Origin of the sequence: Pseudomonas sp. (assembly GCF_030690725.1) — a bacterium.
Taxonomy (GTDB): Bacteria; Pseudomonadota; Gammaproteobacteria; order Pseudomonadales; family Pseudomonadaceae; genus Aquipseudomonas.
On record NZ_JAUYGD010000068.1, the window covers coordinates 83,228 to 108,304 of the forward strand.

The window sequence follows — 25,077 nt, forward strand, 5'->3', positions numbered from 1 at the left end:
AGTGGAAGTAAATTACCTCGCCGGATACAAACAAGGTTGATCACCCAGACCTTGAGTACCACATGTCGAAAGCCTTACTTTTCCTTGTACTGATTCTGCTGTTACTGCTCCTCCGTTCCGACAGCCCGGCGCACGTCACCGAGCATGAGCCCCACCCTACGCATCGGATGCATCACAACCATGAAGAAAGAGCTTCCGTTCATCGACTCTGACCAGCCCCTATCGAAAACAGATGCACTAGACCAAGACATGCTGGACCGGGGAGGGTTTGCTGCCGCCGCGGTTAAGGCTCTCCAACGGGTGTCTTCGACGGCAGGGTTTGTGCTTTCGATTGAGGGTCCGTGGGGCAGCGGCAAGTCATCGGTGTTCTCCATGATGGAGCAGCTGCTCAAGCGAGACTCACGCAAGCCACCAGTAATCGCTCACTTCAATCCTTGGCTGATCGGTGATCGAGATGCGCTCCTTCGCCAATTCCTAGCCGCCATCGCGGCTGCAATCGACGTTCAAGATCACGCAGCAAAAGCCCAAAAAGCATCGGCGGCTCTGCTCAACTACGCCAAGGTCTTTGATCTCGTGAAATGGGTTCCAGGGGCAGAGCCATTGGCATCGCTTGTCAAAGCCGTTGTCGAGTCAGGGGGTAATGCTGCCGGCGGGTTTGCTGACGAGAAAATGCGCGATATCGAAGGCCAGAAAGAGCGGCTCGAAAGAGCTCTGCGAAAGCTAGATAAAAAGATCTACGTATTCATTGATGACGTAGATCGTCTGTTCCCAACCGAAGTCTTCGAGATGGTTCGGATTATCAAGGCTGTAGGTCATTTGCCCAATGTGGGTTACGTGGTGGCCTGGGACCCTGACTATGTCTGCCGCGCCCTGAAGGCAGTGACAGTGCCCCAGGCCGCCAGCTACCTCGATAAGATTGTTCAGGTCCGCCTTCCTCTACCAGCGATTTCCGCCCACGCACGCTTGCGGCTCCTGAACAATGCTCTGGACGCGCTACCCGATGCAGCGAGCGCGAACTACTTCAAGAACCAGGATGAGCGGCTCCAGTCCCTATATTTCTATGGCCTTCGCGAGCTGCTGGAGCATCCACGAGATGTGACCCGGGTAATGAACACCTTGAGTGTTATTGAGCCAGGATTGCGCGGGGAGATCGTACTTGCAGACATTCTAGGACTGGCCTGCCTGATGGTTCGAGCCCCCCTCGTTTATCACGCACTGCGAAAGAATCCGGACTTGTTCACGACTCAGCAGACGCCCGTCTATGTGGGCGGCAAGCAGATCAATCTCGAAAAAGTACACCGGAAAAAGATGAACAAGCTGTTTGCAAAAAGCCCGAATCCAGATGCAGTCCGCAAGCTCGTGCATCACCTTTTCCCAGCATCATCCGAAGCTAGTGGTAGATCCGTATTCGACCGCTCAATCGACATCGAAGGACATCTAGCTGCCCCTAGCCGCCTGAACATCGCCTTAAGCATGGCAATTGGGACCACCGATGTAAGTCTGGTAGAGGCCAGGCAATATGTTGTTAGCCCCCGTAGACGCACAGAAATCGAAGCAAAGCTCACCCCAGAAAACTGCTTAGGTTTCCTCGACTTGGTGGGGAGCATCACAAAGTCAACCTCACAAGAGGAGGTCGAAGATCCTCTTGAACTGTGCTTGGCAATTGCCCGTATGGTCGATAAAGAGCCTTCAGCCCGCTCTGGCGAGCCGCGGAAATTCTTGTCCATGACAGCGGATGCCTTGGCTATCTCTGCTATCAAAAATCTGATCCCTCACTCCGGCTTCAGTGCAGGTGAAGTTGCCCTCTCGATTGCGACTGATCCTGGGTCGCTATCTGCAACCGCTTACTTCATGAGCAGGAGTTATTACCGCCATCAGGATGACAATCCGCTCGAATGCATTCCCGATGAGCAAAAAACTGCAGTTGAAGCATTTACGAAAAATGCCATTAAGGCAGTGGAAAATGGCTCGCTTTGGTCCAAATGCGATCCCTCACGTATTCTTTGGACGATCATGCAGTCAGCCCCAAGTCCACTAGCCAAGAAGGTGTTCAAAGCGCTCAAACAGCAAGATCCAACGCTAGATCAATTTGCCCTGCACTTCTTGAAGCATGCATTCAGCTCCAACCATGGGCAAAGTTATGCTCTCCCCGATAACTCTGCTGTTGGTAACCTCGTTGACTCCAAGGAGCTCCAGTCTCACGCAAAGGCTCGCCTCAGTGATGAATCTGTTAAGAACCCGGTACGAGCTGCTTGGAGATCGGTCGCAGAAGGAAAGCAGCTATATGGCGATGGCACCGTGGCTAACTTCTGAAGAACTTTTAGGGCAAAACCAGTAAGAATTGGTCGAGGTGAACCACCAAGTTGTGAAAAAGTGAAAAAGGGGACTAAGTGAAAAAGGGGACTGATTTATTTATAAGCCAGACAGCCCGTTCCTGACCGAAAGCTGACTACCGCCCACTACCGCGCAACGCTAACCAGCCTAAGTCGACTGGACCTATAGCCCCAATTGCGACAGCCCCGGATGGTCATCAGGACGACGCCCCAATGGCCAGCGGAATTTGCGTTCGGACTCCTGAATGGGCAGGTCATTGATACAGGCAAAGCGGTGGGCCATCAGGCCGTTTTCGGCGAACTCCCAGTTCTCGTTACCGTAGGAGCGATACCAGTTGCCCGAGTCGTCGTGCCATTCATAGGCATACCGCACGGCGATGCGGTTATCGGTAAACGCCCACAGTTCCTTGATCAGCCGATACTCCAGCTCCTTGCGCCATTTGCGCGCTAAAAACGCCTGCGCCTCGGCACGGCTGGTGACGAACTCCGCGCGGTTGCGCCATTGGGTATCCGGGGTATAGGCCAGGGCCACTTTTGCCGCATCGCGGCTGTTCCAGCCATCTTCGGCGAGGCGGACTTTTAAGATGGCGGACTCGCGGGTAAAGGGCGGAATCGGTTGACGAATTTCAGCGTTAGACATGGCGGTTGCTCCTGTTTTTTGTAAATGGAGAGAGGCGATAACGGGTTATGGCTGCGCACTCACAGCGCGTCGACTGAACCACCGGGGAGCCATTCTTGGCGTCCGCAACGCGGCGAACAGCTGCTTCAATCCGTGCGATAGCCAGGCCGTCGTGGCGTACGTCGGGTACTCCGCACCGGGCAGCATTTGTGGCAGCAGATAGTTCACCTCCCACTCACCTGGCGTTTCCCGCAACGCTGCGGGCGAGTCGTAGCCGCCAAGTATTTCGCTGTTCATGTCGCAGCACCTCACTAGAGATCAAGCACCAGGGGTTGGATAGCGCCGTCCAGTTCCGCCGGTACTGCGCAGCAGATCAACACGCTGTCACTCTCCGGTAGTTGCGCCGGTGGGTTGGGGTAATGCACGTTGCCGCTGACCAGGCGCGTTTTGCAGGTCCCGCAAGAGCCGCCACGGCAGCTGAAGTCGGGATTAAGACCCCGGCTTTCCGCCAGTTCCAGCAGGCTGCCACTGCCCGGTGTCCAGCGTGCTTCCTTTGCTGATGTGGAGAAATAAACCGGCACAGGGGCGCTGGCGGCGGGCAGCTGAATCGGCACAGCAGACTGTTCAACGGCTAAGCGCTTTAGCGTCGATGGGCCGAATGCCTCGGCATGGAGACGCTCATCAGGGATATTCAGCGCCCGCAGCCCGTCGTACATGGCCTGCAGAAAACCGCCGGGGCCGCACAGGTAGAAGTCGTAGTCATCCAGCGGCAGCCGCGCCTTGACCTGGGCAAAGTCGAGGCGGCCGGCGATTTCAAAGTCACGGCCAACAACCGCCTCAGTGCCTGGGCTGCTGAGTGCGCGGTGGATATGCAGGTGCTCGGCATCACGTTGCTGCAGCGCCTTGAGTTCGGCCTGAAACGGCAAGTCCTCCAGGGTTCTGGCGCTCTGGAATAGATGCACATGGCGTTGCCGCTGCTGCTGAACATTCTGCGCGGCCAGCTCGCGGATCATCGAGAGCAAAGGTGTAATGCCAACCCCGGCAGCGATCAACACCACCGGACGCTCGGTTTCCTCGCTTAGGGTGAAGCTGCCCATCGGCGGGCGAACCTCCAGCACATCGCCCACCTGCACCTGTTGGTGCAGGTGATACGAGGCCGGCCCCTGGGCCTTGACGCTGATGCGGATATGCCCGTCAGACGGCGCGCTGGAAACGCTGTAGGTACGGATCAGCGGTGCCTCAGCACCAGCTGTTTGCAGGCGTAGCGGCATATGCTGCCCAGGGGTGAACGCCACCGCCGACTTATCCAGCGGCTGGAGATAAAACGAGCGGATGTCCTGGCTCTCCTGCTGCACCTGGGTCACGCGCCATTGTTGCCACTGTCGGCGTTGCTCGTTCTGCCGCAGTTTCTCGTCCGCGTCAGCCCAATTACCGGTGGCCAGGCTGGTCGGCGCGTAGTCGTGAAATTCCCAGCGCAGCGATACGGCAGCCGGGCGCAATACCGCCTGTTCAACCTCGAAGGTCCACAGACGCTCGGCACTTTCAAAGGCGTGGATCATCGGGCTATCGAGAATCAGCTCAGTGCGCCCGGTGAGTTGCAGCAGGTCGCCCGTAGTGAAATCGACAAACAGCAAGCCGGCGACAGGGTTGGCCTGCAGGTTGCCCAAGGTGTTGAAGAACAGGTTGCCGGCGTAATCGGGGATGGTCAGCCGATTGCCTTCGACTTTGACAAAGCCGGCGCGGCCGCCGCGATGTGAAACATCCACCGAGCGACTGTGCGCGTCATGGTCGAAGTAGCTGGCGATAAAGAAGGTGTCAGCCGCGCGGATCATCTCGGTGGTGCGGGCATTCAGCGCGGTGAAATCCTCGCGCGCGGCGCGCTGCTTCAGCGGCGCCGTAGTGCGGCTATAGCTGCGGGCCTGGATGTACTTGGGGCAGTTGCCGTAGGAATGCTCGACCGCCACAGCCAGGCCAGCGGCAGACACCTGCTGGATCACCCCGTTGATGCGGTTGCGCCGACGCGTATGCAGTTCGATGCCGAGCAGGCCAATGGCCTGGCCGGGTTGCAGGCCGGCAGCGGCCGGGTCCTGCGCATCAGGCTGTACAGTCAGTAGCAACTGCTGCGGATCGGGCGAGGTGACGAAACCTTCCGGCCCCTCAAGCAGAGTCGCCCAGGGTCGCTGCTGTGCATCGACCGCGCCGACCAGCATAAACGGCAGTTGCTGGTAAAACTCGCGGTGCTGGTCGGGCATGTAATCGCGAATAACCTTCTGCCCGATTACCTCCAGCCGTTCGGAGACGCCGTAGGTTTCCTGAAGCGTTTTTTCCCCGGCATGCCAGGGCGAGCGACGGTGTTTGGGCAGATGATCCATGCAATGCGCTCCTCAAGACGGCTGCCGGGAGGCCCGGCAGCCTGTGGCGGACTCAAGCTGCCTGCAGACCTGCTGCAGTTCGCTGCATCGGCACAAAACCTGGCAGGGCTTCGACCCGCTCCAGCCAGGCGCGCACATTCGGGTAGGCCTGCAGCGAGACATTGCCTTCCGGGGCATGGGCGATATAGCTGTAGTTGGCGATATCAGCGAGGGTGGCGCTGTCGCCCGCCAGGAAAGGCGTGCTGGCCAGTTCTCCATCCATCACTTTGAGCAGGACGTGGGAGCGAGCGATCACTTCCTCGGTATTCAATCGTGCGCCGAACACCGTGATCAGCCGCGCAGATGCCGGGCCGTAAGCCAGTTGGCCGGCCGCAACTGAAAGCCAGCGCTGAATACGCGCCGCCGCGAGAGGCTCTTCAGGCAGCCAGGCGCCCTTGCCATATTTCTTCGCCAGATAAACCAGGATGGCATTCGAGTCGCTGAGGATGGTGCCGTTGTCGTCGATAACCGGCACTTGGCCGAAAGCGTTGATCGCGAGGAATTCAGGCTTTTTATGTGCCCCATTGGGGATGTCGACAAATACCAGTTCGGTGGGCAGCTGCAGCAGTGACAGCAACAGCTCGACGCGATGGGCATGGCCTGAAAGCGGGACACGATAAAGTTTGATAGCTGGCTGAGACATGGTGCGGCTCCGTATGGGGTCAGGGTAGTCAGCGGCGTCAAACCGGGTTGGCGGCTTTTGCGCTGGTAGGTTCATGCTGCGCTCACTCGCGGCTAAGCAGAATCACCATGCAGAGCAATGCATAATTTCGTTTTGCAAAAGAATGCGGCTGTTAGCCAAGAAATGCCGGATGAGCGCGCAGCCTGGGCGTGGCGAAGTCGATAAAAGTGCGCACCCGTGCCTCGGCCCGGCGGCCGTCGCGGTAGATCAACTGTGCAGGCAGGTCCTGGCTAACAAAGCCGCTCAATACCGGCTCAAGCAAGCCGCTGCGCACTTCATGGTGCACCTCGTAGCTCATGCAGCGAATCAGCCCCAATCCCAGGGTTGCGGCATGGATGGCCGCGCGCTGGGTGGTGCAGGTCAGCACTGGCGCGGGCCTCACCAGTCGCGTGGCGCGCTCGCAGCGAAAGCGCCATTCGTTGTGCTGGCCGCTGGCTGTGGTCAATACCGCGCGGTGTGCTTTGAGGTCATCCGGCGTCTGCGGGCGCCCCCACTTTGCCAAATAGCCGGGAGCGCCGCAGACAATCGGCCGCACCCTACCCACCGGCATGGCGAACCCGGAAGAGTTCGGCAAATGGCCCACCACCAGGGCGATATCAATGCCTTCCTCAAGCAGTTTGGGCACGCCTTCGCTGGCCCGGGTAACCAGCTGCACGTCGGGGAACGCCGCCAGATAATCGAGGGCGATAGGCATCAATACCTGCTGATCCATCAGCATCGGTAACGACAGGGTCAAGCGACCGGCAGGGCATGCATGCAGGCCGGCGGCGGAGCGTTCGGCAACCGCGGCTTGTTCGAAAATCTGTCGACAGCTGACGGCAAACTGCTCGCCCGTCGGGCTCAACTCGACGCCGCGCGGCCCGCGAATAAGCAGGCGGTTGTTCAGCCGTGCTTCCAGTGCGGCAATGCTGCGCATGATGGTCGCAGGGGAAAGCGCCAGCTGCCGCGCCGCCGCTGCCAGGCTACCGGCTTGCACCACGGCTGCGAACACCTGCATCTGCTGATAGCGGCTCATGCGCTAGGCGCTCCCGACCTTTTGCAGCGCCGGGTCCTGCAGGAAACGACTGGCACAAAAGTCGACAAAGGTGCGCACCTTGGCCGGCACCCGTCCGCCGCCTTGATAGAGCACATGCACCGGCAGCGCCGCGGCCTCAAAGCTATCGAGAATGATCTCCAGCTCACCTTTGGCCACCCGCTCAGCCACCTGATACGACAACACCCGCGTCAGCCCCCAGCCCAGGCATGCGGCATTGATCGCCGCCTGATTGGAGCTCACCAGCAGACGCGGTTTGGGATGCAGGGTCAGAGAGCTGCTGCCCAGGTTGAACTGCCAATCAGTAAGCAGGCTGCTGGCGGACGACATCACGATGGGCGCAGCCATAACCTCCTTGGGCTCCTGCGGTCGACCAAAGCGTTCGAGAAAGGCCGGCGCGGCGCAGATAACCGGGCGGATGTGCCCGACCTTGATGGCCTGCAGACCGGTTTCCGGCAACTGGCCAATACGGATGGCGACATCCACGCCCTCCTCCACCATATTCACCAGGCGATCCACCAACAGCGCATTGATCGTCACCTGCGGATGCGCCGACAGGTACTCGGTAATCAGCGGAATCAGGTACAGCTCGCCGAACATCACCGGCGCCGTCACGGTGAGATTACCCCGTGCACGAATACTGCTGCCGGTGGCCAACTCTTCGGCCTCTTCCAGCTCCAGCAGGATGCGTTTGCAATCCTCCACATAACGCCGCCCCGCCTCGGTCAGGCGTAAACTACGGGTGCTGCGCGCCAGCAGCAGCGTACCCAAGCGCTTCTCCAAACCGGCAATCACCCGGGTCACACTGGGCGGCGACATGCCCACCAGCTTGGCGCCACCGGCAAAGCTTTCCGCCTCGGCAACGGCCAGCAGCACCTTCATCTCCTGAAACCTATCCACACTCACCGCCCAACGTCGAGATTGGCTTTAAGAATTGCATAAAGCGCTACTAGCGTAGCGCCTGCTCACAGCCTACTGCTGAAACGATGCAGTGGCTGCGAGCACATCCGGGAGAGGTTAAGCGCTTCATTTTTGGCTATGTACCCATTATCTGTGCAGGCCGACTTTGTAGGGTGGGTTACGGCGCGTTGAGCGTCGGTGGTGTTTATCTGAACCCGGTTCGCGCCTAACCCACCCTACGTATTACCGCGCTTTATGCACCTTATCGGTGAGCAACAATCACTGCGCATCGACACTGCGTACCGCTTCGAGAATCACCTTGGCTACTGCGGCCGGCTGCGACTGCTGCGGCACATGGCTGGCGCTTACTTCGATCAAGGTGGCGCCGATACGCTTGGCACTGGAGCGCTGCACGTCGGGGTGAATCATGCGGTCGTCAGTGGCGAGCAGGTACCAGGACGGTTTGGTCTTCCAGGCAGCGACTGTGGTGCGGTCATCGAAAGCCGATGCCTTGATCGGGCCTTGGGTCGCGGTCATCACAGCGGTTTGTGCCGCCGGCAGGTCCTGGGCGAAGTCCTTGGCCATGCCTTCTGGCGTCAGGTAGAGGAAGCCGTTGCTGTCTGCCTTGATCTGGCTGATGCCGGGAGGTGTGGGCGCGCCCTTGCCCTGTTCGCCAGTGAATTGCCCAGCGTCGGGGGCGAAGGCAGCGATGTACACCAGGGCGCTGACTTTCTCATGGGCGCCGGCTTCACTGATCACTGTGCCGCCCCATGAATGCCCGACCAGCACCACGTTGCCCGACTGGTTGTTCAGCACGCGTTGCGTGGCGGCAACATCATCGGCCAGCGAGGTCAGCGGGTTTTGCACGACCGTCACGGCAACCCCTTCGGCCTGCAGATACGGCACCACCTTGGCCCAGTCAGAGCCGTCGGCGAAGGCGCCGTGTACGATGACCACCGAAGGCGTTGCCTCGCCTGCCTGGCTGACACTCGCCACGAAGGTGCTGGCCAGGGCGAAGGCGGCGGTGACGAGTTGCGACTTGAATGTTTTCATGGGGTGAACTCCTGTGTTGGGAGCTCAAATTCTGCGGACCCACATGCTTGGCGGGTATCGGTCATTTATCCGACCCTGGGGCTTTTCTTATGGCTAGCGCGTTGCGATTCGACATCTCCTTGAGCGGGGCACTGGCGGCTATCTCCCAGGTCGGCGACCTCAGCATGGGCCAGCCACTCGGCCACTCCCAACGCGTTGCCCGCTTGGCGCAGATGCTGGCCCGCGCCATGCACGGCGACGGCGACCATCTGACGACGGCGCAGCAGGTCGCCTTGCTGCGTTGGTCCGGCTGCACCGCCAACGCCGATGGCTTCGCCCATCTGCTGGGCAATGATGTCGATGGCCGCCGCGCGATGCTCGACCAGACCCTAGGCGCCGAACAGATGAACGCCGTGCACCAGGCGGCTCCACTCGCTGTGGTGCACTGCGAGGTATCTGCGCAGATCGCGAAAACCCTCGAGCTCGGCGAGGCCGTCGACTCAGGCTTGTGTCGGATATTCGAAACCTATGACGGCACCGGTCGGCCGTTTGGCGTAAGCCATGAGCACATCCCGGACGTGACCTACCAGGTGGTGCTGGCCGGGGATCTGGACATCCTCTGTCGCGCCCATGGCCTGGACGCCGCGCTGAACTGGATCAGCCAACAGGCCGACCGCCGCTACCCCGCCGCCCTCGCCGCGCTGCTGGTGAGCAATGCCAAGGCATGGTTGGCGGAACTGGAAACACCGCCCGACGGGCTGGACGGCACCAGGCTCGAACGCCCCGTATCACTGACCCTGGTGGGTGACGTGATCGATTTGAAGTTGCCCTGGCTGGCAGGTTATTCCCGGCAGGTGGCGCTGATTGCCGTCGAGGCCGCGCGCTTGTGGGGGCTGTCGGAGCCAGCCCAGACCGAGATTGGCAAGGCGGCGCTGATCCATGGCCTGGGCCGCGCAGCCGTCTCCAATCAGCTGTGGAACACTGCCGGGCCGCTACCCTACGGCGCCACAGAGCGCATCCACCTCGTCCCCTACTGGACGCATAAGGCATCACGACAGATCAGTGAGCTGACCATCCCTGGTGAAATTGCCGCCCATGCCTACGAACGACTCGACGGCAGCGGCTACTTTCGCGGCGCGTCGGCCGATGCCCAGCGCGCTGAGTATCGCCTACTCGCCAGCGCTGTCGCCTGGGTAGCGTTAAGAAGCGCCAGGCCCTGGCGACCCGCCCACAGCGAATCGGAGGCAGCGCGGCTGCTCAAACAGGACGCCAGCCGCGGCCTGTTTGACGGCGACATCTGCGAAGCGGTGATCGCAGCCGCACGCGGCGAACGCCGGCTGCCGCAGCCGAAGAGCGCGCTGCTTACCACCCGCGAATGCTCCATCCTCCTGGAAATCAGCCGCGGCGCTAGCAACAAGGAAGTGGCGCGCCGACTGGAGATCAGCCCGAGCACCGTGCGCACCCACATGGAAAGCATTTTCCGCAAACTGGGTTGCTCCACCCGCGCAGCCGCCACCTTGAAGGGACTGACCCTGGGTTTGATCGCCTGATAGCAGGCTGCGGTGGGCAGTCGGTGAATTACCCCCGCGGATCTTTGCTCGGCAGATTGCCGCGTGCCAGGGCGGTGAATGCCTTGAGCGCAGCGGACGGGTTACGTCGGTTCGGATAGTACAGGCACAGGTTGTCACGGGGCGGCGTCCACTCCTCCAGCACCCGTTCGAACTGTCCGGCGTCGAGTTCAGCCTGAACGTCCTGCTGCATAAAAAAGCCCAGCCCCACGCCCTCCTGCACCACCGCCTTGGCGACACTCGGCTCGTCCAGAGTGAGCTGGCCGCTCACATCAAGCCGGATCACCTCACCCGCGCGCTCAAAATGCCAGGGATAAATCGCCCCATTGGGTAAGCGGATGCGGATGCACGGATGCTTGAGCAGGTCCGCTGGGCTACGCGGCCGGCCGTGCTGGGCAAAGTACGCGGGCGAGCCGACCACGGCGTAGCGCTGCGGCTGGCCAAGCGGGATCACGATCATATCGCTGGGCACAAGACTCTCAGCCCGTACGCCCAGATCGAAACCATCGGCGACTATGTCCACCAAGCGGCCTTCGGTCACCAGGTCGATATGCACCTTCGGGTAACGCTGCAGAAACGCCAGCACCAGCGGCAGCAACGCTGAGCGAGCAGCACTGGCGAACGCATTGATGCGTAACACTCCCGACGGCCCGGCATTGTGCGAGCGCACCGCCTCCAGCGCTGCCCGCACGTCCTGCAACGCCGGGCCGACCTGCTCCAGGTACATCGCGCCCGCTTCGGTCAGCGACACGCTGCGGGTGGTGCGATTGAACAGCCGCGTTTCGAGGCTCGCCTCCAGCTTGGCAATGGTGTTGCTCAAGGCCGTGGTCGACACATCGAGGTCGATGGCCGCCTGGCGAAACGAGGCACGGCGCGCTACAGCCAGCACCGCTTCCAACTCATTGAGACCAAGGCGCGAATCTGCCATGTGATTGTCCTGATTTTCGGGATATGTCATTAACAGCTGTCCCAGTTGAGCAAACTATCCATCGAGCGGCAAGATCACAGTCGTGAATCCCAACCCACTGTGAGAGGAGATCAGGCCATGAACCTGAACCTGCCTGACGCCGTACAGACCTACTTTGATGTCAGCAATGGCGGTGACATCTCGCGCCTTGCCGCCTGCTTCTACACGGACGCCAGCGTGACCGACGAAAACCGCACACACCAGGGCATTGCCGCCATCGAAGCCTGGCAACAGGAAACCCGCCAGACATTCACCTACCGCGTCGAGCCACTGGCGGCGACGCAGAATGACGATTCGCTGACTGTGACGGCGCGTCTGGTCGGGAACTTCCCCGGCAGCCCGCTGCAACTGAATCATGTGTTTCTGCTGCAGGACGGCCAGATCCGCACGCTGGAGATTGCGCCATGAACCTCGACCTGAGCGGCAAACGCGTGCTGGTCACCGGCGGCACCAAAGGCGTCGGCCGCGCGGTAGTCGAGCTGTTTCTTGACGAAGGGGCACAGGTGCTGACTTGCGCCCGACAGGCCAGCAGCGATCTGCCGGCTGAGCTGTTCGTACAGGCCGACCTCGCGACCCCGGCAGGCTGCGCAACCCTGGTCGCCGCAGCCAGGCAACGGCTGGGCGCTGTGGACATCATCGTCCACGTCCTGGGCGGTTCGTCGGCCCCCAGCGGCGGCTTTGCGGTACTGGACGACGCACAGTGGCAAAGCGAACTCGATCTGAACCTGCTGCCGGCCGTGCGTCTGGATCGCGCCCTGCTCCCGCAGATGCTGCAGCGCCAGAGCGGGGTGATCATCCATGTGACCTCGATTCAGAACCGCCTGCCCTTGCCCGAAGCCACCACGGCCTATGCAGCGGCCAAGGCGGCGCTGTCGACCTACAGCAAAAGCCTGTCGAAAGAAGTCTCACCACAAGGTGTGCGTGTGGTGCGGGTGTCGCCGGGCTGGATTGAAACCGAAGCCTCGGTGGCCTTGGCCGAGCGGCTGGCGCAGGAAGCCGGGACCGATTACGAGGGAGGGAAACGGATCATCATGGATGCCCTCGGCGGTATTCCGCTCGGCCGCCCTGCCAAGCCCTCAGAGGTGGCTGACCTGATTGCCTTTCTGGCCTCGCCCCGCGCAGCCGCCATCACTGGCAGTGAATTTGTAATCGATGGAGGAACAGTGCCGACGGTCTAGCGCTGCACACTCGCCGCCTGAGGCCGGCTTACGCCAGCAGTTCAGTAATCCACTGCGTCTGTTGAGCGACCTTCTGCACTTTCTCCTGTGGCACCGCCTGCCGCGCTTGAGCGAAGTCGGCCAGGGTCTGCTGCTTTAGACGCAACATGCGTTGCCACTTGGCCAGGAACGCTGGGCTGCGCGTCTGCATCTGCAGCGGGCCAAAGTACAGCTCCTCGGCGCTGTAGCTCACCGGGCCAGAACGCTCGGCCACGATGATTTCGTAGGCAAAGCGATTCTCCCGCAGCACCTCCTCACAGAGGATGCGGTAGCCATTTTCCATCAGCCATTGGCGCAGCGGCTGCTCGCCGCCGTTGGGCTGCAGGATCAAACGCTCCTGGCCACTCAGGCGAGCTTTACCGCTATCGAGGATGTCGCGAATCCGCTCGCCGCCCATTCCACAGATGCTGATTGCCGTGATTGCATCGCCCGCCTCAATCGCCGCCAACCCATCTGCCAGACGCACACTGATGCGCTGGCTCAGCTCGCTTTCACGCACGCTGCGTTCGGCCGCGTGGAACGGCGTCAACGCCACCTCCCCCGCCACTGCAGCCTCGATAGCCCCACGGCGCATCAACGCCACCGGCAGATAGGCGTGATCCGAGCCAATATCCGCCAACCGCGCCCCTGCCGGCACATACGCCGCCACACGTTCCAGGCGCATAGACAATGTCTGCTCGTTCAACCCCAGCCCCTTCTCAGCCTCGACGTCCGGCCATTAAGCCGAATCGGGGCGCGATTCTGTCGAGCAATACCGTGTATGGCAAATTGCGGTGACCAGCGATATGTGCATGCCCGAACCTATGATTAGGGGGAAACCAATAACGAAAATTAGGGATGGGTTGTTAGCGGCCGATTCTTTTGAAAACAGTCGGCCGCTGAAAGAACTTTTTTGGCAGCTCATAAATCGCTCAATTTCGGCGTTGCTACGTAAAAACCAAGACAGCTCCGTCGTCTGATCGAACTAGACTTCAACGTCGCTAATGCTCTTTCATGGACAAAAATCGCGCTGGAACTTTTTCAACAGAATCGGCCAAGGGCAACAATTCGAGCTTGTATTTAAACCAGGGTGGTTCACATTAACTCGTAGGACGAGCCATGATGGCACCATGTCCATCAGTCCGTCAGAGCCCGAGACAATGCCTGAAGCTTTTTATAAATACATGACTTATAGCACTGCAAAAATTGTGCTTGAAAACCAGACCCTCCGCTGGAGCACTCCAGCCACATTAAATGACCCGTACGACATCCAGTTCGACCTTAGTATTAACTTTGACCGTAACGCAGTGCTCCAAAATGCTCTAGAAAAACTATGGAAGGTATTTACGGGCGAACTCATCGGCCATCCAAAAAACCAAATGTCAGTCGCAATTAATATTCTGAGACCACATATCCAAGGAATATCAAAGCAGCATTTTATAAAAAAAATGGATGAGGGCATAAAAAAATCATTCGCGGCACTCGACAAAAACATACACCAAACACACCAAGCTACAAGAGAGCATCTTTCCACGAGCAAAATATTATGCCTGACAGACTCACCTACCAATCAACTTATGTGGGCCTATTATGCCGACAGCAACAAAGGCGTAGTATTGCGATTCCAGAATGAGCCGGGGGCAGATAGCCCATATCAAATGGCACATAAAATGTCTTACACGCCTGATATCCCGATGCTATTTGAGGAAAACGAACTTTCCGACTTTTTGGCTGGATTAATTACTTTCGACACTACCAAACGAATCAACACATTGATTTATACAAAGTCGGATGCATGGAAGCATGAAAATGAGTGGCGAATTTTTGCAGGGGACGGGCGCAACAAGCACGCCCCTCATGAAGATAGAAAATTTGGCACTAGAGAACTTACAGGTGCCGTGTTTGGCTGCCGCATGCCAATTGAACAAAAAATGGCTTTATCGTCGATTCTCAGACACTTTTATCCACATGCAGAAATACTTCAGGCGGCCCCTGCCAATCACTCCTTCCAACTTGAACTTTCCCCCATCAACGCAGTTTGAGGATCTGCGCCACGGAGTAGCGCCCTTAATCCCAGCAGCGATTCGGACGATTGCCGGGAAACTCGGCCCAATAACAAAAGTATTCCTAATATCCTCTCATTACTCGAAGTAAATCCGTGCATGTGCCGAGCAACGACAACCGGCGCCTTCCGCCCAACAACTGTCGCAGTGAAGTGAAAACCCAGGGCAAAAGGGTTGCCACCAACCACTGCGCATGCTTCGACCTGCCGCCACTATTCGGCCCTCATCCCCCCTAGCTCCGCCTCGCCCCGCAATAAGCAGTTGGCGTGCGAACCGAAGCGTGTAGAATCCCGCGCCCCAAAAATGCAGGAGACAACACGTTGGCTATTCACTACACCGCGTCCGCGGAAAATGTCGCATGTGGACGCACGGGCTCGAACCTGAGCAGCACCCAGGATGTCACTCAGGTTTCATGCAAGCTGTGCCTGCGCAGCGTTGAAAAAGGCACTGCCGAACCTGTCCGTAAAACCCCCAGTCTTGCTGAGCTTAGAGCCGCCGCAAAAGCGGCGAAGGCTGCTGCAGCGGCTGAAATGGTAAAGCCAACCGCAACCCTGAAACCCCGCGCCGAATGGCAGCAGCGCCTGGAGCAACTGCCGGGTAGAAACCGCATCCCGCGCGGGATGGCTCGGCAGGTATTCGTTTAAGCGCGGCGGGCCAATTTCTATCTGTCGCCAACTACTCGCAAACCCCGTGGTGGCGTAAGCACTCGCTGCGCCACCCTCAGGACATCTGTGCCAGCGTCTTGCGAAAGCGCAGCAGCGCGCCGGCAAAGAACAGCGCGCCGATGGCAATGATTGCCAGGAACTGCGGCCAAACAGTCGAAAACCCGGCGCCGCGATAGAGAATCGCCTGGGCCAGATCGACGAAGTGGGTGGTGGGCGCCACCAGCATGATCTGCTGCACCAGCTCGGGCATGCTCTCGCGCGGTGTGGTGCCGCCGGAAAGGATCTGCAGCGGGATCAGCACCAGAATGATCAACAGGCCCAATTGCGGCATCGAGCGCGCGACGGTGCCGAAGAAAATACCCATTGAGGTAGTCGCGAACAGGTGCAGCAACGCGCCGCACAAGAACAGCGGCAGCGAGCCGGCAATCGGCACGTGCAGCCAGCCTTGCACCACCAGCAGCAACGACAACGCAGTGGCCAGCAGCACCACCAAGCCCATCGACCAGACCTTGGCCAGCATGATCTCGGGTGGCGTCACCGGCATCACCAGCAGGTGTTCGATGGTGCCGTGTTCGCGTTCGCGAATCAGTGCCGCGCCCGTGAGAATGATCGACAGCATAGTGATCTGGTTGATCACCTCCATCACCGAGCCGAACCAGCTGCGCGTCAGGTTTGGGTTAAACGCGACGCGCACGGCCAATGCGGCCTGCTGCGGCAGATCGGCACGGTAATGGCGCAAGAACGCGCTGACTTCCTCGGCGCCGATCATTTGGATATAGCCCGCACCGGTAAATGCCATGCTTACCTGTGTGGCATCGACATTGAGCTGGATCGCGGGGCTATGCCCGGCAAGTACATCGCGCTGGAAATCCGGCGGGATATTGAGGGTGAAGGTGTACTGCCCGGAGTCCATGCCGTGATCCATTTCGCTCAGTTCGATACGTTGCGGCGTGCGAAAAAACGGCGGCTGAAAGGCATCAATCAAGCGTGCCGAGAGCGGTGAGCGGTCTTCGTCGACCACTGCAATCGAGGCGTTGTGCAGGCTCTCCGGCATGCTCGTGGCCGCCGTGATGATGCCCAGGGTAAAGGCCCAGATAATCAGCAAGAGCAGCGCAGGGTCACGTTGCAGGCTGCGCAGTTCCTTGAGCCCCAGGTGGTAGATATTCGCCAGCTGTTCCATCTCAGGCCTCCTGCTTTTTCAGTAGGCTGGTGCACAGTGCCAGCAGGACGGGGATGGTAATCAGCAACGCCATGAAATAGCTGTACAGCTCAGTGAAACCCAGCGCTTTGGAGAACACCCCACGGCTGATGATGAGAAAGTGCGAGGTGGGATAAATCTGCCCAACCAGCGCGCCAAAGCCTTCGAGTGATGCCACCGGGTAGATCAGCCCGGAGAACTGGATGGCCGGAATCAGGGTGACGATGGCCGTGCCGAATACCGCAGCAATCTGGCTGCGGGTAAAGGTCGACATCAGCAAGCCCATGGCCGTGGCGCAGCTGATATACAGCAGGCCACCGGTTAGCAAAGCCAGTAGGCTGCCCTTGAGCGGCACATCGAACACCCACACCGCCGCGATCACCAGCAGCACAAAATTGAGCATGCCCAGGGCGATGTAAGGCAGTTGTTTGCCAAGCAGAAACTCCAGGCGGGTGACCGGCGTGACATACAGGTTGATGATCGAGCCCAACTCCTTTTCGCGTACCACGCCAAGGGCGGTCAGCATGGCCGGAATCAGCATCAGCAGCAGCGGAATCACCGCCGGCACCATGGCATTCAGGCTCTCCACATCCGGGTTGTAGCGGTAGCGCACTTCCAGGGTCGGCAGGCTGCTACGGGTTGACGCACTGTCCTGGCGGGCCAGCTCCTGCAAGTAGCCGGCATGCAGGCCCATCACATAGCCTTTGATGGTTTCGGCGCGCATCGGCATGGCGCCGTCGAGCCACATGCCGATTTGCGGTACGCCACCGCGTTTGAGGTCACGACCGAAGTTGGGCGGGATTTCCACCGCCAGGCTGATCTCGCCACTGCGCATGCGCCGGTCCAGCTCGTCGTAATCGCGCAGCGGCGCTTGCTCGATGAAGTAGCGCGAGCCGGCCAGGTTGAGGGCGTACGCCTGGCTGGTGGTGGTCTGGTCGCGGTCGAGCACCGCGTAGGTGAGGTTCTCGACATCCAGGCTGATGCCGTAGCCGATGATAAACAGCAGCAATAGGCTGCCGAGCAACGCCATGCTGCCGCGAATCGGGTCGCGGCGCAGTTCCAGGGCTTCCCGGCGGGTATAACTGAACAGGCGCAGCAGGCTGAAGCGCTTGCGTTTCAGCGTATTGGCCTGCGCTGCTGGAGCCGCCGCTTCTGGTGCGGGCTGTTGAGCTTTTTCGCCGACGGCATCCTGCAGATAGGCGATAAAAGTCGCCTCCAGGGTTCGCAGGCCGCGCTTGGCCATCAGGGCCTTGGGCGTGTCGCTGTCTAGCACTTTGCCGGCGTGCATCAAGGAGATGCGGTCGCAACGCAGGGCTTCGTTCATAAAGTGGGTGGAGATAAATATCGTCACACCGTCATTGCGCGAGAGGTCGAGCATCATCTGCCAGAACACATCACGGGCAATCGGGTCGACGCCTGACGTCGGCTCATCGAGGATCAAAATTTCTGGCTTATGGATAACCGCTACAGCCAGTGAAAGACGCTGACGAATACCCAGCGGCAGGCGCTCGGGCAGCTGCTCCATAACGTCGCCAAGGCTAAAACGCTCAGCCATGGCAGTCACCCGCCCTGCTATCTCCGTGGCCGGTACGTGAAACAGCTGGGCGTGCAACACCAGGTTCTGCCGCACACTCAGCTCGGCATACAGCGAGAATGACTGCGACATATAGCCGACCCGCTTGCGCGTGGCCATGTCGCTGGCATTGACCACCTGACCGAACAGCAGGGCTTGCCCTTCGCTGGCGGGCAGCAAGCCGGTGAGCATCTTCATGGTGGTGGTTTTGCCGCAGCCATTGGAGCCGAGAAAGCCGAAAATTTCCCCGCGCTCGATGCGGAAATCAACATGATCGACCGCAACAAAATCGCCAAAACACATGCTCAGGTCGCGCGCTTCAATGGCAATATCCTGTTCGCCAGCCGGGCGTGGCGGGATCACCAGTTGCTTATGGCCCTGGCGTTTGGCTTCCGGCATCAGGGCGATAAACGCCTCTTCCAGACTTGAACATTGAGTGCGTTGCAGCAGCTCGGCCGGGCTGCCGGTGGCCAATACGGCGCCGTCATCGATGGCCAGCAAATGGTCGAAGCGCTCGGCCTCCTCCATGTAGGCGGTGGCTACCAGCACACTCATCTGCGGGCGCTGCTGGCGAATGCGTTCGATCAATTCCCAGAACTGGTTACGCGACAGCGGGTCGACGCCCGTGGTCGGCTCGTCGAGGATCAGCAGGTCAGGGTCGTGGATCAGCGCGCAACACAGCCCAAGTTTTTGCTTCATGCCGCCGGACAGCTTGCCCGCCGGCCGCTCACCAAATTCACTGAGGCCCGTGCTGCGCAGCAGTTCGGCAATACGGGTTTTGCGTTCGGACTCGGCCTGGCCAAACAGGCGGGCAAAGAAGTCCAGGTTCTCGATCACCGAGAGCGTCGGATAGAGGTTCTTGCCCAGCCCCTGGGGCATATAGGCGATGTGTGGGCAGACTTGCCGGCGGTGAGCGCGGCTGGCCATGTCGCCGCCGAGCACCTCGATCTGCCCGCTCTGGATTTTGCGTGCGCCGGCAATCAGCGCCAGCAGGCTGGATTTGCCCACACCGTCGGGGCCGATCAAACCAACCATGCACTGCGCGGGAATTTCCAGGCTGACGGCTTTGAGGGCGCAGGTTTTGCCGTACTGCAGGCTGACATCCTGCAGCTGCGCGACTGGCGCTGCAGGCGCGCTCACTGCGGAACCTTGATCGCCAGTTCTGCAGGCCACTCGGCCTGTGGGTCAAGCCGCAGATAAGCGACGCCGGGTACGCCGGTTTTCACCTGAGTGAGGTGGCGCTGCAACAGTTCTGGATCAAGCCGTGCTTTAACCCGAAACATCAGCTTTTCGCGCTCGCTGGCGGTTTCCACGGTTTTCGGCGTGAACTGGGCGACGCTGGCCACATAGCTGACCTTGGCCGGAATGACATACTGCGGTACGGCATCGATCACCAGGCGAACTTCGGCGCCCAGCGCTACCCGACCGGCCTGCTGCTCGGGCAGAAAAAAGGTCATGTAGACATCGCTCAGGTCGACCAGATTAAGCACCTTGCCGCCTGCGCCGATCACCTCGCCCGGCTCGGCGATGCGGTACTGCACACGCCCTGCGCGCGGCGCCTTGAGCTGACTGTCCTCGATATCGATCTGTAAGCGCTCGACGCTGGCTTGGGTGGCCTCCACAGCCGACTGCGCCTCAATCACCTGGGACTGTGCGGCGGCAATGCCCGCCTCAGCCGAAATAACCTGGGACTCTGCGGCCGCCAGAGCGGCTTGGGTGCTTTGCAACCGGGCAAGGTCGTCATCCAGTTGCTGCTGCGCCATGGCATTGCGTTTGACCAGGATCGCGCTGCGGGCGTGGCGCTTTTGCGCGGCAGACACTTCCGCCTGGCGCTGGCGCACGATGGCCTGCGCGGTGACTTTCTCACTCTCGCGCAGGCGCACCTGAGCACTGGCCGTCAGTTGGCTGTTTTGCGCCTGGCGCATTTGCGCCTGGGCCTGCAGCACTTGCGCCTGGAGTACCTGGGTATCCATGCGCGCAATCACTTGCCCGGCCTCGACGAACTCGCCCTCCTCAACCTCAATGCTGGCGATGCGCCCCGGTAGCTTGCTGGCCGCGTCAACGTCGGTGGCTTCAATCCGTCCGTTACCGCTGGCGAAGCCATCCCCCAGGCCCTCGGGGCGCAGGGTGTACCAGAGCAGGCCGGCGATAATGGCCACGACGGCAACGCTGGCGGCAGGAAAGATCCATTTTCGGCTGACTGACATAATGACCTTGAGTCTCTAAACAAAGGAATTGGCTACTGCGACACTCGGCGTCACACCGTGCGAGCTAGGGCTGTTCGAAGCGGCTCAAGCGGCGCCGCAGGTGGCTGTTTTCGGCGCGCAGCTGCTCCAGCTCATCAAGCAACTGCAACGCCAGGGCCACACCGGCCCACTCAAGTTGCAGTTCAACCTGTAAGCGCAACGCCCGCTTGGCGACGGACAGTGCATGGCTACTAAACCGCCATTGCTCCGGTGTAGCACCGCAGGGTTCGACGATGCCGTGCTCGACAATCTCCAGCAGCACCGCCTGCGGCAGCTCAGCGCACAGGCAGAACTCGTGAATATCTAATTGCAGGATCTGGCTACTCATCACTGGCTCCACTGCGCGCGCGGATTGAAGGCGGCTTGCTCGGCCAGCTGTGCCCATAGCGCACGCACAGGCTCGTCGGCTTGCGCCGGGATGACGATCTTGAACAATGCATACAGGTCACCCGGCTCGCCGGCTTTGTTGCGCAGCCCCTTGCCTTTGACCCGCAGCCGTTGCCCTGCTTGGGTATTGGCGGGTATGCGCAGGTTGATTTTGCCTCTCAGTGTCGGCAGCGTAACTTGGCTGCCCAGCACGGCCTCCCAAGGCGCCAATGGCACGGTGAGGACCAGGTTGTGCCCCTCTACGTCGAACAAAGGGTGGGGCACGAAGTGAATGACCAAATACAAGTCGCCATGGCCGCCGCCACCAACCCCCAGCGCGCCCTGCCCTTTCAGGCGGATGCGTTCGCCATTGCTGACCCCAGGCGGGATTTTTACATTCAAGGTCTTGCTGATCGCCGGCAAAGGCTGACCGTCAGCGCTGTATTGCGGGAGCTGGAAGGCAATGGTCTTGGTGTCATCGCTCAGGGTTTCTTCCAGCAGCAACGGCAGAGCCATTTCAACGTCCTGGCCTCTGCGCGCGCGGCTGCGGCCGGCGTCCTGGAAACGCCCCGCGCCACCAAACAGCGACTCGAAAAACTCGGAATACTCACTGCCAGCACTGTTACCACCGGTAAACCCCGCATGACCTGACGGTTGCCAGCCCGGTGGCGGCTCAAAGGGGCGGCCTTGTTCAGCGTATTTGCGCAGTTCATCGTACTCGGCGCGCTTTTCCGCGCTTTTCAGCACCTCATAGGCTTCGGCGACTTCCTTGAATTTATTTTCCGCATCCGCTTCCTTGCTGACGTCGGGGTGATATTTGCGCGCCAGTTTGCGGTAAGCCGTCTTCACGGCTTTGTCATCTGCCCCCGGTTCAAGCCCGAGCACCTTGTAGTAATCCTTGAAGTCCATCGAGCCACCTTGGGTCGTCTACCGACACGTTGCTTGCAGCAGTAAACGCTGCTCAGGTGCGAGAGGTTTTGTCAGAGATCAAGAGAGTTGGCATTGCTGATTCTGGGGCCGTGTCCATCACTGCCGGACAGACCTGAGTGCCGGCGGTGCCGGCGAGCATCTCTTCGATCTGCTCCAGCGAACCGATTACCGCACGCTGACCGGTCGCCAGGACGAAAGCCTGCGCAGCTGCGACCTTAGGCCCCATGGAGCCTGCGGCGAACGCGTGCTCACTCAGTTGTTGTGGCGTGACCGCGCCGAGGGCGCGTTGCGTGGGTTTGCCCCAATCGAGGTAGATAGCCGCCACATCGGTGGCAATCACCAGCACCTCGGCATGCAGCTCACGCGCCAGCAGGCTGCTGCACAGGTCTTTATCGATCACCGCTTCCACGCCATGCAGAACCTTGCCCTCACCATGGCGCGCCACCGGGATACCGCCGCCACCGGCCGCAATCACCAGTGCGCCCCGCTCCAACAGCCAGCGGATCGCCTGTATGCCGAGCACGCGCAGCGGCTGAGGCGAGGCCACCACGCGGCGGAACGCAGCACCGTCCGCCGCCATGCTCCAGCCCCTGGCAGCAGCCACGTGTACGGACTCGGCCTGGGTGTAGATCGGCCCGATGGGTTTGCTCGGGTGGCCGAAGGCCGGGTCCTGCAGATCCACTTCCACCCGGGTGATCAGCGTGGTGATCGCCCGCGTTGCGGGCAACAGATTGGCCAGCTCCTGCTCAAGCAGGTAGCCGATCATGCCGTCGGTTTGCGCGCCGAGCACGTCCAGCGGGTAGGCGTCCACGTCAATGTAGGCCGCCGCTTGCAGGGCCAATAGCCCCACCTGCGGGCCGTTGCCATGGGTCAGCACCAGGTCGTGGTTGGCGGCCACGCGCGCCAATTGGGCGGCGGCGCGGCGAATGTTGGCTAACTGGTTTTCCGCTGTGGGCGGCTGGTCACGTCGCAGCAAGGCATTCCCGCCCAGGGCGACGACGACTTTCATGAGTGGGCTCCTGGCGGCGTCATCCGAGGGTCGCGACCAGCACGGCCTTGATGGTGTGCATACGGTTCTCGGCCTGGGTGAAGACGATGGAGGCGTCGGACTCGAACACCTCGTCGGTGACTTCAATCTCGCTCAGGCCATATTTTTCGTGCACCTCGCGGCCCACCTCGGTTTCCAGATTGTGGAAAGCGGGCAGGCAGTGCATGAACTTGCTGCGTGGCTTGCCAGTGGCCTGCATCAGCGCCGTGGTCACCTGATAGGGCAGCAGTTTATCGATGCGCTGTTGCCACACCGCATCGTCCTGGCCCATTGAGACCCAGACATCGGTGTAGAGAAAATCTGCGCCGGCCACGGCCTTCAGCGGGTCGCTTTCCAGGGTAATGCGTGCCCCGGTGCGGCTGGCCAGCTCGCGCATTTGCGCCACCAGTTCGGCAGGTGGCTGTAGATCAGTTGGCGAGCAGATACGCACATCCATACCCATTTGCGTGCCGCCCACCAGCAGCGAGCTGCCCATGTTGAAGCTGGCGTCGCCGAGGTAGCAGAAGCTCAATTCATGCAGCGGCTTTTCGCCAAACTCCTGCATGGTCAGCAAGTCGGCGAGGATCTGTGTGGGATGCATCTCATCGGTCAGGCCGTTCCACACCGGCACCTTGGCGTAAAGCGCCAGCTCCTCAACCACGCTCTGATGAAAGCCGCGGTACTCGATGCCGTCGTAGTAGCGCCCCAAAACGCGGGCGGTGTCCTTCAACGATTCCTTGTGGCCGAGCTGCGAGCTGCCGGCATCCAGATAGGTCACGTGCCCGCCTTGGTCGTGCACCGCCACTTCGAATGCGCAGCGGGTACGCGTCGAGGGTTTCTCAAAAATCAGCACGATGTTTTTACCCGTAAGGCGCGGCTGCTCGTTGCCCACCGCTTTCGAGCGTTTGAGTTCGGCGGCCAGGTCGAGCAGGTAGCGCACCTCATCGGGGGCGAAATCCTTCAATGCCAGCAGGCTACGGTTGTGCAGGTTAAAGCTCATGGGCTGCTCTCAAAGGGGATAGAGGTCAAAGCGCGTCACGCTCAATCGGGCAACTCATGCAATGGCTACCACCACGACCGCGGCCCAACTCCGAACCGGGAATGGTGATCACCTCAACACCGGCTTTGCGCAACAGGGTGTTGGTGTGGGTATTGCGGGCGTAGCCCATGACCACGCCCGGAGCCAGCGCCAGCAGGTTGTTGCCGTCGTCCCATTGCTCACGCTCGGATTGCCAGGCGTCGCCGCCGGTGGCGACCGAACGCAGCTTGGCCAGGCCCAGTGCTGCGGCCACAACCTCCAGGAAGGGTTGGCTTTCGCTGCGCACATCCAGGCTGCCTTCGCGCTCGCCGGGGCGCAGGCTGTGCACGCGGATCGCGTCAACCATTTCGGGGAAGCAGGTCACCAGGTCCACGTCGCAGAAGGTAAATACGGTGTCCAGGTGCATCGCACCGCGCGACTTGGGAATCTGCGCGGCCAACACGTGGGTGGCTGCGCCCTGGGCAAACAATGCCCGGGCCAGCTGGCTTACAGCCTGCGGCGAGGTGCGCTCGCCCATGCCGACCAACACCACGCCATGCCCCAGCGGCATCAGATCACCGCCTTCCAGGGTCGCACCGCCATGATCGACATCGGGGTCGCCCCACCAGATTTTCGTCTTGCCAGCGAACAGCGGATGGAAGCGATAGACCGCAGCAGTCAGCAGCGTTTCCTGCCGCCGAGCCGGCCAGTACATGGGGCACAGCACCACGCCATCACCGATCCAGCAGCTGCTGTCGCGGCTAAACAGCGTGTTGGGCAGCGGCGGCAGAAGGAAGTCATGCGCAGTGGCATAGCGGGCCAGCAGCCCTTCTGGCTCAAACGGCAGCTCGGCACGCGCCAGCCCGCCGATCAGGTGTTCAGCCAGGCGCATGGGCGGCAGTGCTTCTAGCCAGGGCCTTAGTTGCTGCGCCAACTCGCTATCGACAGTGCCTTGGGCGAGTTTGCGGTCCAGCAGCCAGGTGCGCGCCTCTGGGTTGGCCATGCTGGTAGCCAGCAGGTCATGCAGCTCCAGTACCTCAACATCGCGGCTGAGCATGGCATTGGTGAAGGCGGCGTGATCGTTGCGTGCCTGCTCGACCCAGAGTACGTCGTCGAACAGTAAATCGCGGCAATTGGCCGGCGTCAGGCGCTGCTGCGCGAGACCTGGGCGGCACACCAGTACACGGCGCAAGCGGCCAATTTCAGAGTGCAAACCTTGGGTCGTCATGACATTGAATTCCTGTTCACAA

The 25,077-nt window shown here is 60.5% G+C and carries 23 protein-coding genes; 6 read left to right on the forward strand and 17 right to left on the reverse strand.

Going from position 1 to position 25,077, the window contains the following annotated elements:
* Positions 1 to 180 precede the first annotated feature (180 nt).
* Positions 181 to 2,313 (forward strand): P-loop NTPase fold protein, encoded by a 2,133-nt coding sequence (locus Q8O69_RS17820; protein ID WP_305593547.1) that lies wholly within the window; start codon positions 181 to 183, stop codon positions 2,311 to 2,313.
* Positions 2,314 to 2,496: 183 nt separating this feature from the next.
* On the opposite strand, the gene Q8O69_RS17825 is transcribed toward Q8O69_RS17820, so the two are convergent.
* The 7 genes from Q8O69_RS17825 to Q8O69_RS17855 all read right to left on the reverse strand — a co-directional run bounded on the left by Q8O69_RS17825 (position 2,497) and on the right by Q8O69_RS17855 (position 9,031).
* Positions 2,497 to 2,973, reverse strand: coding sequence for a nuclear transport factor 2 family protein (locus tag Q8O69_RS17825; protein ID WP_305593548.1), 477 nt, complete (start codon positions 2,971 to 2,973; stop codon positions 2,497 to 2,499).
* 45 nt (positions 2,974 to 3,018) lie between these two features.
* Positions 3,019 to 3,249, reverse strand: coding sequence for a hypothetical protein (locus Q8O69_RS17830; protein WP_305593549.1), 231 nt, complete (start codon positions 3,247 to 3,249; stop codon positions 3,019 to 3,021).
* Between the two features lie 14 nt (positions 3,250 to 3,263).
* Positions 3,264 to 5,324 (reverse strand): pyridoxamine 5'-phosphate oxidase family protein, encoded by a 2,061-nt coding sequence (locus tag Q8O69_RS17835; RefSeq protein ID WP_305593550.1) that lies wholly within the window; start codon positions 5,322 to 5,324, stop codon positions 3,264 to 3,266.
* A gap of 52 nt (positions 5,325 to 5,376) precedes the next feature.
* Positions 5,377 to 6,006, reverse strand: a complete 630-nt coding sequence (locus tag Q8O69_RS17840; RefSeq protein ID WP_305593551.1) for a glutathione S-transferase — start codon at positions 6,004 to 6,006, stop codon at positions 5,377 to 5,379.
* Between the two features lie 151 nt (positions 6,007 to 6,157).
* Positions 6,158 to 7,060, reverse strand: a complete 903-nt coding sequence (locus Q8O69_RS17845) for a LysR family transcriptional regulator (RefSeq protein WP_305593552.1) — start codon at positions 7,058 to 7,060, stop codon at positions 6,158 to 6,160.
* Positions 7,061 to 7,063: 3 nt separating this feature from the next.
* A complete protein-coding gene (locus Q8O69_RS17850) occupies positions 7,064 to 7,960 on the reverse strand; it encodes a LysR family transcriptional regulator (RefSeq protein ID WP_305593615.1) in 897 nt (298 codons plus the stop codon).
* Between the two features lie 297 nt (positions 7,961 to 8,257).
* Entirely contained in the window at positions 8,258 to 9,031 is a 774-nt protein-coding gene (locus Q8O69_RS17855; RefSeq protein WP_305593553.1) for an alpha/beta fold hydrolase, read from the reverse strand.
* An 89-nt stretch (positions 9,032 to 9,120) separates the two neighbouring features.
* Between Q8O69_RS17855 and Q8O69_RS17860 the strand changes: the two genes are divergently transcribed.
* The gene (locus Q8O69_RS17860; RefSeq protein WP_305593554.1) at positions 9,121 to 10,560 is read left to right on the forward strand and encodes an HD domain-containing phosphohydrolase; all 1,440 of its coding nucleotides are present in this window, start codon (positions 9,121 to 9,123) and stop codon (positions 10,558 to 10,560) included.
* A 28-nt stretch (positions 10,561 to 10,588) separates the two neighbouring features.
* Here Q8O69_RS17860 and Q8O69_RS17865 read toward each other — a convergent pair whose 3' ends face one another.
* Positions 10,589 to 11,506, reverse strand: a complete 918-nt coding sequence (locus Q8O69_RS17865; RefSeq protein ID WP_305593555.1) for a LysR family transcriptional regulator — start codon at positions 11,504 to 11,506, stop codon at positions 10,589 to 10,591.
* 117 nt (positions 11,507 to 11,623) lie between these two features.
* Here Q8O69_RS17865 and Q8O69_RS17870 point away from each other — a divergent pair, with 117 nt between their 5' ends.
* Together Q8O69_RS17870 and Q8O69_RS17875 are read left to right on the forward strand one after the other, a co-directional pair.
* On the forward strand, positions 11,624 to 11,953 hold the full coding sequence (locus Q8O69_RS17870; RefSeq protein WP_305593556.1) for a nuclear transport factor 2 family protein: 330 nt from the start codon (positions 11,624 to 11,626) through the stop codon (positions 11,951 to 11,953).
* Complete coding sequence (locus Q8O69_RS17875) at positions 11,950 to 12,723, forward strand: SDR family oxidoreductase (protein ID WP_305593557.1); 774 nt, start codon at positions 11,950 to 11,952, stop codon at positions 12,721 to 12,723. The genes Q8O69_RS17870 and Q8O69_RS17875 overlap by 4 nt, the downstream gene beginning before the upstream one ends.
* Before the next feature lie 28 nt (positions 12,724 to 12,751).
* On the opposite strand, the gene Q8O69_RS17880 is transcribed toward Q8O69_RS17875, so the two are convergent.
* On the reverse strand, positions 12,752 to 13,447 hold the full coding sequence (locus Q8O69_RS17880; protein ID WP_305593558.1) for a tRNA (adenine(22)-N(1))-methyltransferase TrmK: 696 nt from the start codon (positions 13,445 to 13,447) through the stop codon (positions 12,752 to 12,754).
* 424 nt (positions 13,448 to 13,871) lie between these two features.
* Here Q8O69_RS17880 and Q8O69_RS17885 point away from each other — a divergent pair, with 424 nt between their 5' ends.
* The gene (locus tag Q8O69_RS17885; protein ID WP_305593559.1) at positions 13,872 to 14,783 is read left to right on the forward strand and encodes a DUF2971 domain-containing protein; all 912 of its coding nucleotides are present in this window, start codon (positions 13,872 to 13,874) and stop codon (positions 14,781 to 14,783) included.
* A 341-nt stretch (positions 14,784 to 15,124) separates the two neighbouring features.
* Positions 15,125 to 15,448, forward strand: a complete 324-nt coding sequence (locus tag Q8O69_RS17890; protein ID WP_305593560.1) for a hypothetical protein — start codon at positions 15,125 to 15,127, stop codon at positions 15,446 to 15,448.
* Positions 15,449 to 15,524: 76 nt separating this feature from the next.
* Here Q8O69_RS17890 and Q8O69_RS17895 read toward each other — a convergent pair whose 3' ends face one another.
* The 8 genes from Q8O69_RS17895 to arcA form a co-directional block, all read right to left on the reverse strand.
* Complete coding sequence (locus tag Q8O69_RS17895; RefSeq protein ID WP_305593561.1) at positions 15,525 to 16,649, reverse strand: ABC transporter permease; 1,125 nt, start codon at positions 16,647 to 16,649, stop codon at positions 15,525 to 15,527.
* Between the two features lies 1 nt (position 16,650).
* Positions 16,651 to 19,380, reverse strand: coding sequence for a ribosome-associated ATPase/putative transporter RbbA (rbbA, locus tag Q8O69_RS17900; RefSeq protein WP_305593562.1), 2,730 nt, complete (start codon positions 19,378 to 19,380; stop codon positions 16,651 to 16,653).
* Positions 19,377 to 20,447, reverse strand: a complete 1,071-nt coding sequence (locus tag Q8O69_RS17905; RefSeq protein WP_305593563.1) for an HlyD family secretion protein — start codon at positions 20,445 to 20,447, stop codon at positions 19,377 to 19,379. The genes rbbA and Q8O69_RS17905 overlap by 4 nt, the downstream gene beginning before the upstream one ends.
* A 64-nt stretch (positions 20,448 to 20,511) precedes the next feature.
* On the reverse strand, positions 20,512 to 20,814 hold the full coding sequence (locus tag Q8O69_RS17910; RefSeq protein ID WP_305593564.1) for a chaperone modulator CbpM: 303 nt from the start codon (positions 20,812 to 20,814) through the stop codon (positions 20,512 to 20,514).
* Positions 20,814 to 21,761 (reverse strand): DnaJ C-terminal domain-containing protein, encoded by a 948-nt coding sequence (locus Q8O69_RS17915; protein ID WP_305593565.1) that lies wholly within the window; start codon positions 21,759 to 21,761, stop codon positions 20,814 to 20,816. Before Q8O69_RS17915 ends, Q8O69_RS17910 begins: the two co-directional genes overlap by 1 nt.
* A 52-nt stretch (positions 21,762 to 21,813) precedes the next feature.
* Complete coding sequence (gene arcC / locus Q8O69_RS17920) at positions 21,814 to 22,791, reverse strand: carbamate kinase (RefSeq protein WP_305593566.1); 978 nt, start codon at positions 22,789 to 22,791, stop codon at positions 21,814 to 21,816.
* Positions 22,792 to 22,810: 19 nt separating this feature from the next.
* A complete protein-coding gene (gene argF / locus Q8O69_RS17925; RefSeq protein ID WP_305593567.1) occupies positions 22,811 to 23,809 on the reverse strand; it encodes an ornithine carbamoyltransferase in 999 nt (332 codons plus the stop codon).
* A gap of 25 nt (positions 23,810 to 23,834) precedes the next feature.
* Entirely contained in the window at positions 23,835 to 25,055 is a 1,221-nt protein-coding gene (gene arcA, locus Q8O69_RS17930; protein ID WP_305593568.1) for an arginine deiminase, read from the reverse strand.
* Positions 25,056 to 25,077 lie beyond the last annotated feature (22 nt).

Coding starts and splice junctions, on each gene's coding strand:
- Q8O69_RS17820 (WP_305593547.1), top strand. CDS start 181: ATGAAGAAAGAGCTTCCGTTCATCGACTCTGACCAGCCCCTATCGAAA.
- Q8O69_RS17825 (WP_305593548.1), bottom strand. CDS start 2,973: ATGTCTAACGCTGAAATTCGTCAACCGATTCCGCCCTTTACCCGCGAG.
- Q8O69_RS17830 (WP_305593549.1), bottom strand. CDS start 3,249: ATGAACAGCGAAATACTTGGCGGCTACGACTCGCCCGCAGCGTTGCGG.
- Q8O69_RS17835 (WP_305593550.1), bottom strand. CDS start 5,324: ATGGATCATCTGCCCAAACACCGTCGCTCGCCCTGGCATGCCGGGGAA.
- Q8O69_RS17840 (WP_305593551.1), bottom strand. CDS start 6,006: ATGTCTCAGCCAGCTATCAAACTTTATCGTGTCCCGCTTTCAGGCCAT.
- Q8O69_RS17845 (WP_305593552.1), bottom strand. CDS start 7,060: ATGAGCCGCTATCAGCAGATGCAGGTGTTCGCAGCCGTGGTGCAAGCC.
- Q8O69_RS17850 (WP_305593615.1), bottom strand. CDS start 7,960: ATGAAGGTGCTGCTGGCCGTTGCCGAGGCGGAAAGCTTTGCCGGTGGC.
- Q8O69_RS17855 (WP_305593553.1), bottom strand. CDS start 9,031: ATGAAAACATTCAAGTCGCAACTCGTCACCGCCGCCTTCGCCCTGGCC.
- Q8O69_RS17860 (WP_305593554.1), top strand. CDS start 9,121: ATGGCTAGCGCGTTGCGATTCGACATCTCCTTGAGCGGGGCACTGGCG.
- Q8O69_RS17865 (WP_305593555.1), bottom strand. CDS start 11,506: ATGGCAGATTCGCGCCTTGGTCTCAATGAGTTGGAAGCGGTGCTGGCT.
- Q8O69_RS17870 (WP_305593556.1), top strand. CDS start 11,624: ATGAACCTGAACCTGCCTGACGCCGTACAGACCTACTTTGATGTCAGC.
- Q8O69_RS17875 (WP_305593557.1), top strand. CDS start 11,950: ATGAACCTCGACCTGAGCGGCAAACGCGTGCTGGTCACCGGCGGCACC.
- Q8O69_RS17885 (WP_305593559.1), top strand. CDS start 13,872: ATGTCCATCAGTCCGTCAGAGCCCGAGACAATGCCTGAAGCTTTTTAT.
- Q8O69_RS17895 (WP_305593561.1), bottom strand. CDS start 16,649: ATGGAACAGCTGGCGAATATCTACCACCTGGGGCTCAAGGAACTGCGC.
- Q8O69_RS17905 (WP_305593563.1), bottom strand. CDS start 20,447: ATGTCAGTCAGCCGAAAATGGATCTTTCCTGCCGCCAGCGTTGCCGTC.
- Q8O69_RS17910 (WP_305593564.1), bottom strand. CDS start 20,814: ATGAGTAGCCAGATCCTGCAATTAGATATTCACGAGTTCTGCCTGTGC.
- Q8O69_RS17915 (WP_305593565.1), bottom strand. CDS start 21,761: ATGGACTTCAAGGATTACTACAAGGTGCTCGGGCTTGAACCGGGGGCA.
- arcC (WP_305593566.1), bottom strand. CDS start 22,791: ATGAAAGTCGTCGTCGCCCTGGGCGGGAATGCCTTGCTGCGACGTGAC.
- argF (WP_305593567.1), bottom strand. CDS start 23,809: ATGAGCTTTAACCTGCACAACCGTAGCCTGCTGGCATTGAAGGATTTC.
- arcA (WP_305593568.1), bottom strand. CDS start 25,055: ATGACGACCCAAGGTTTGCACTCTGAAATTGGCCGCTTGCGCCGTGTA.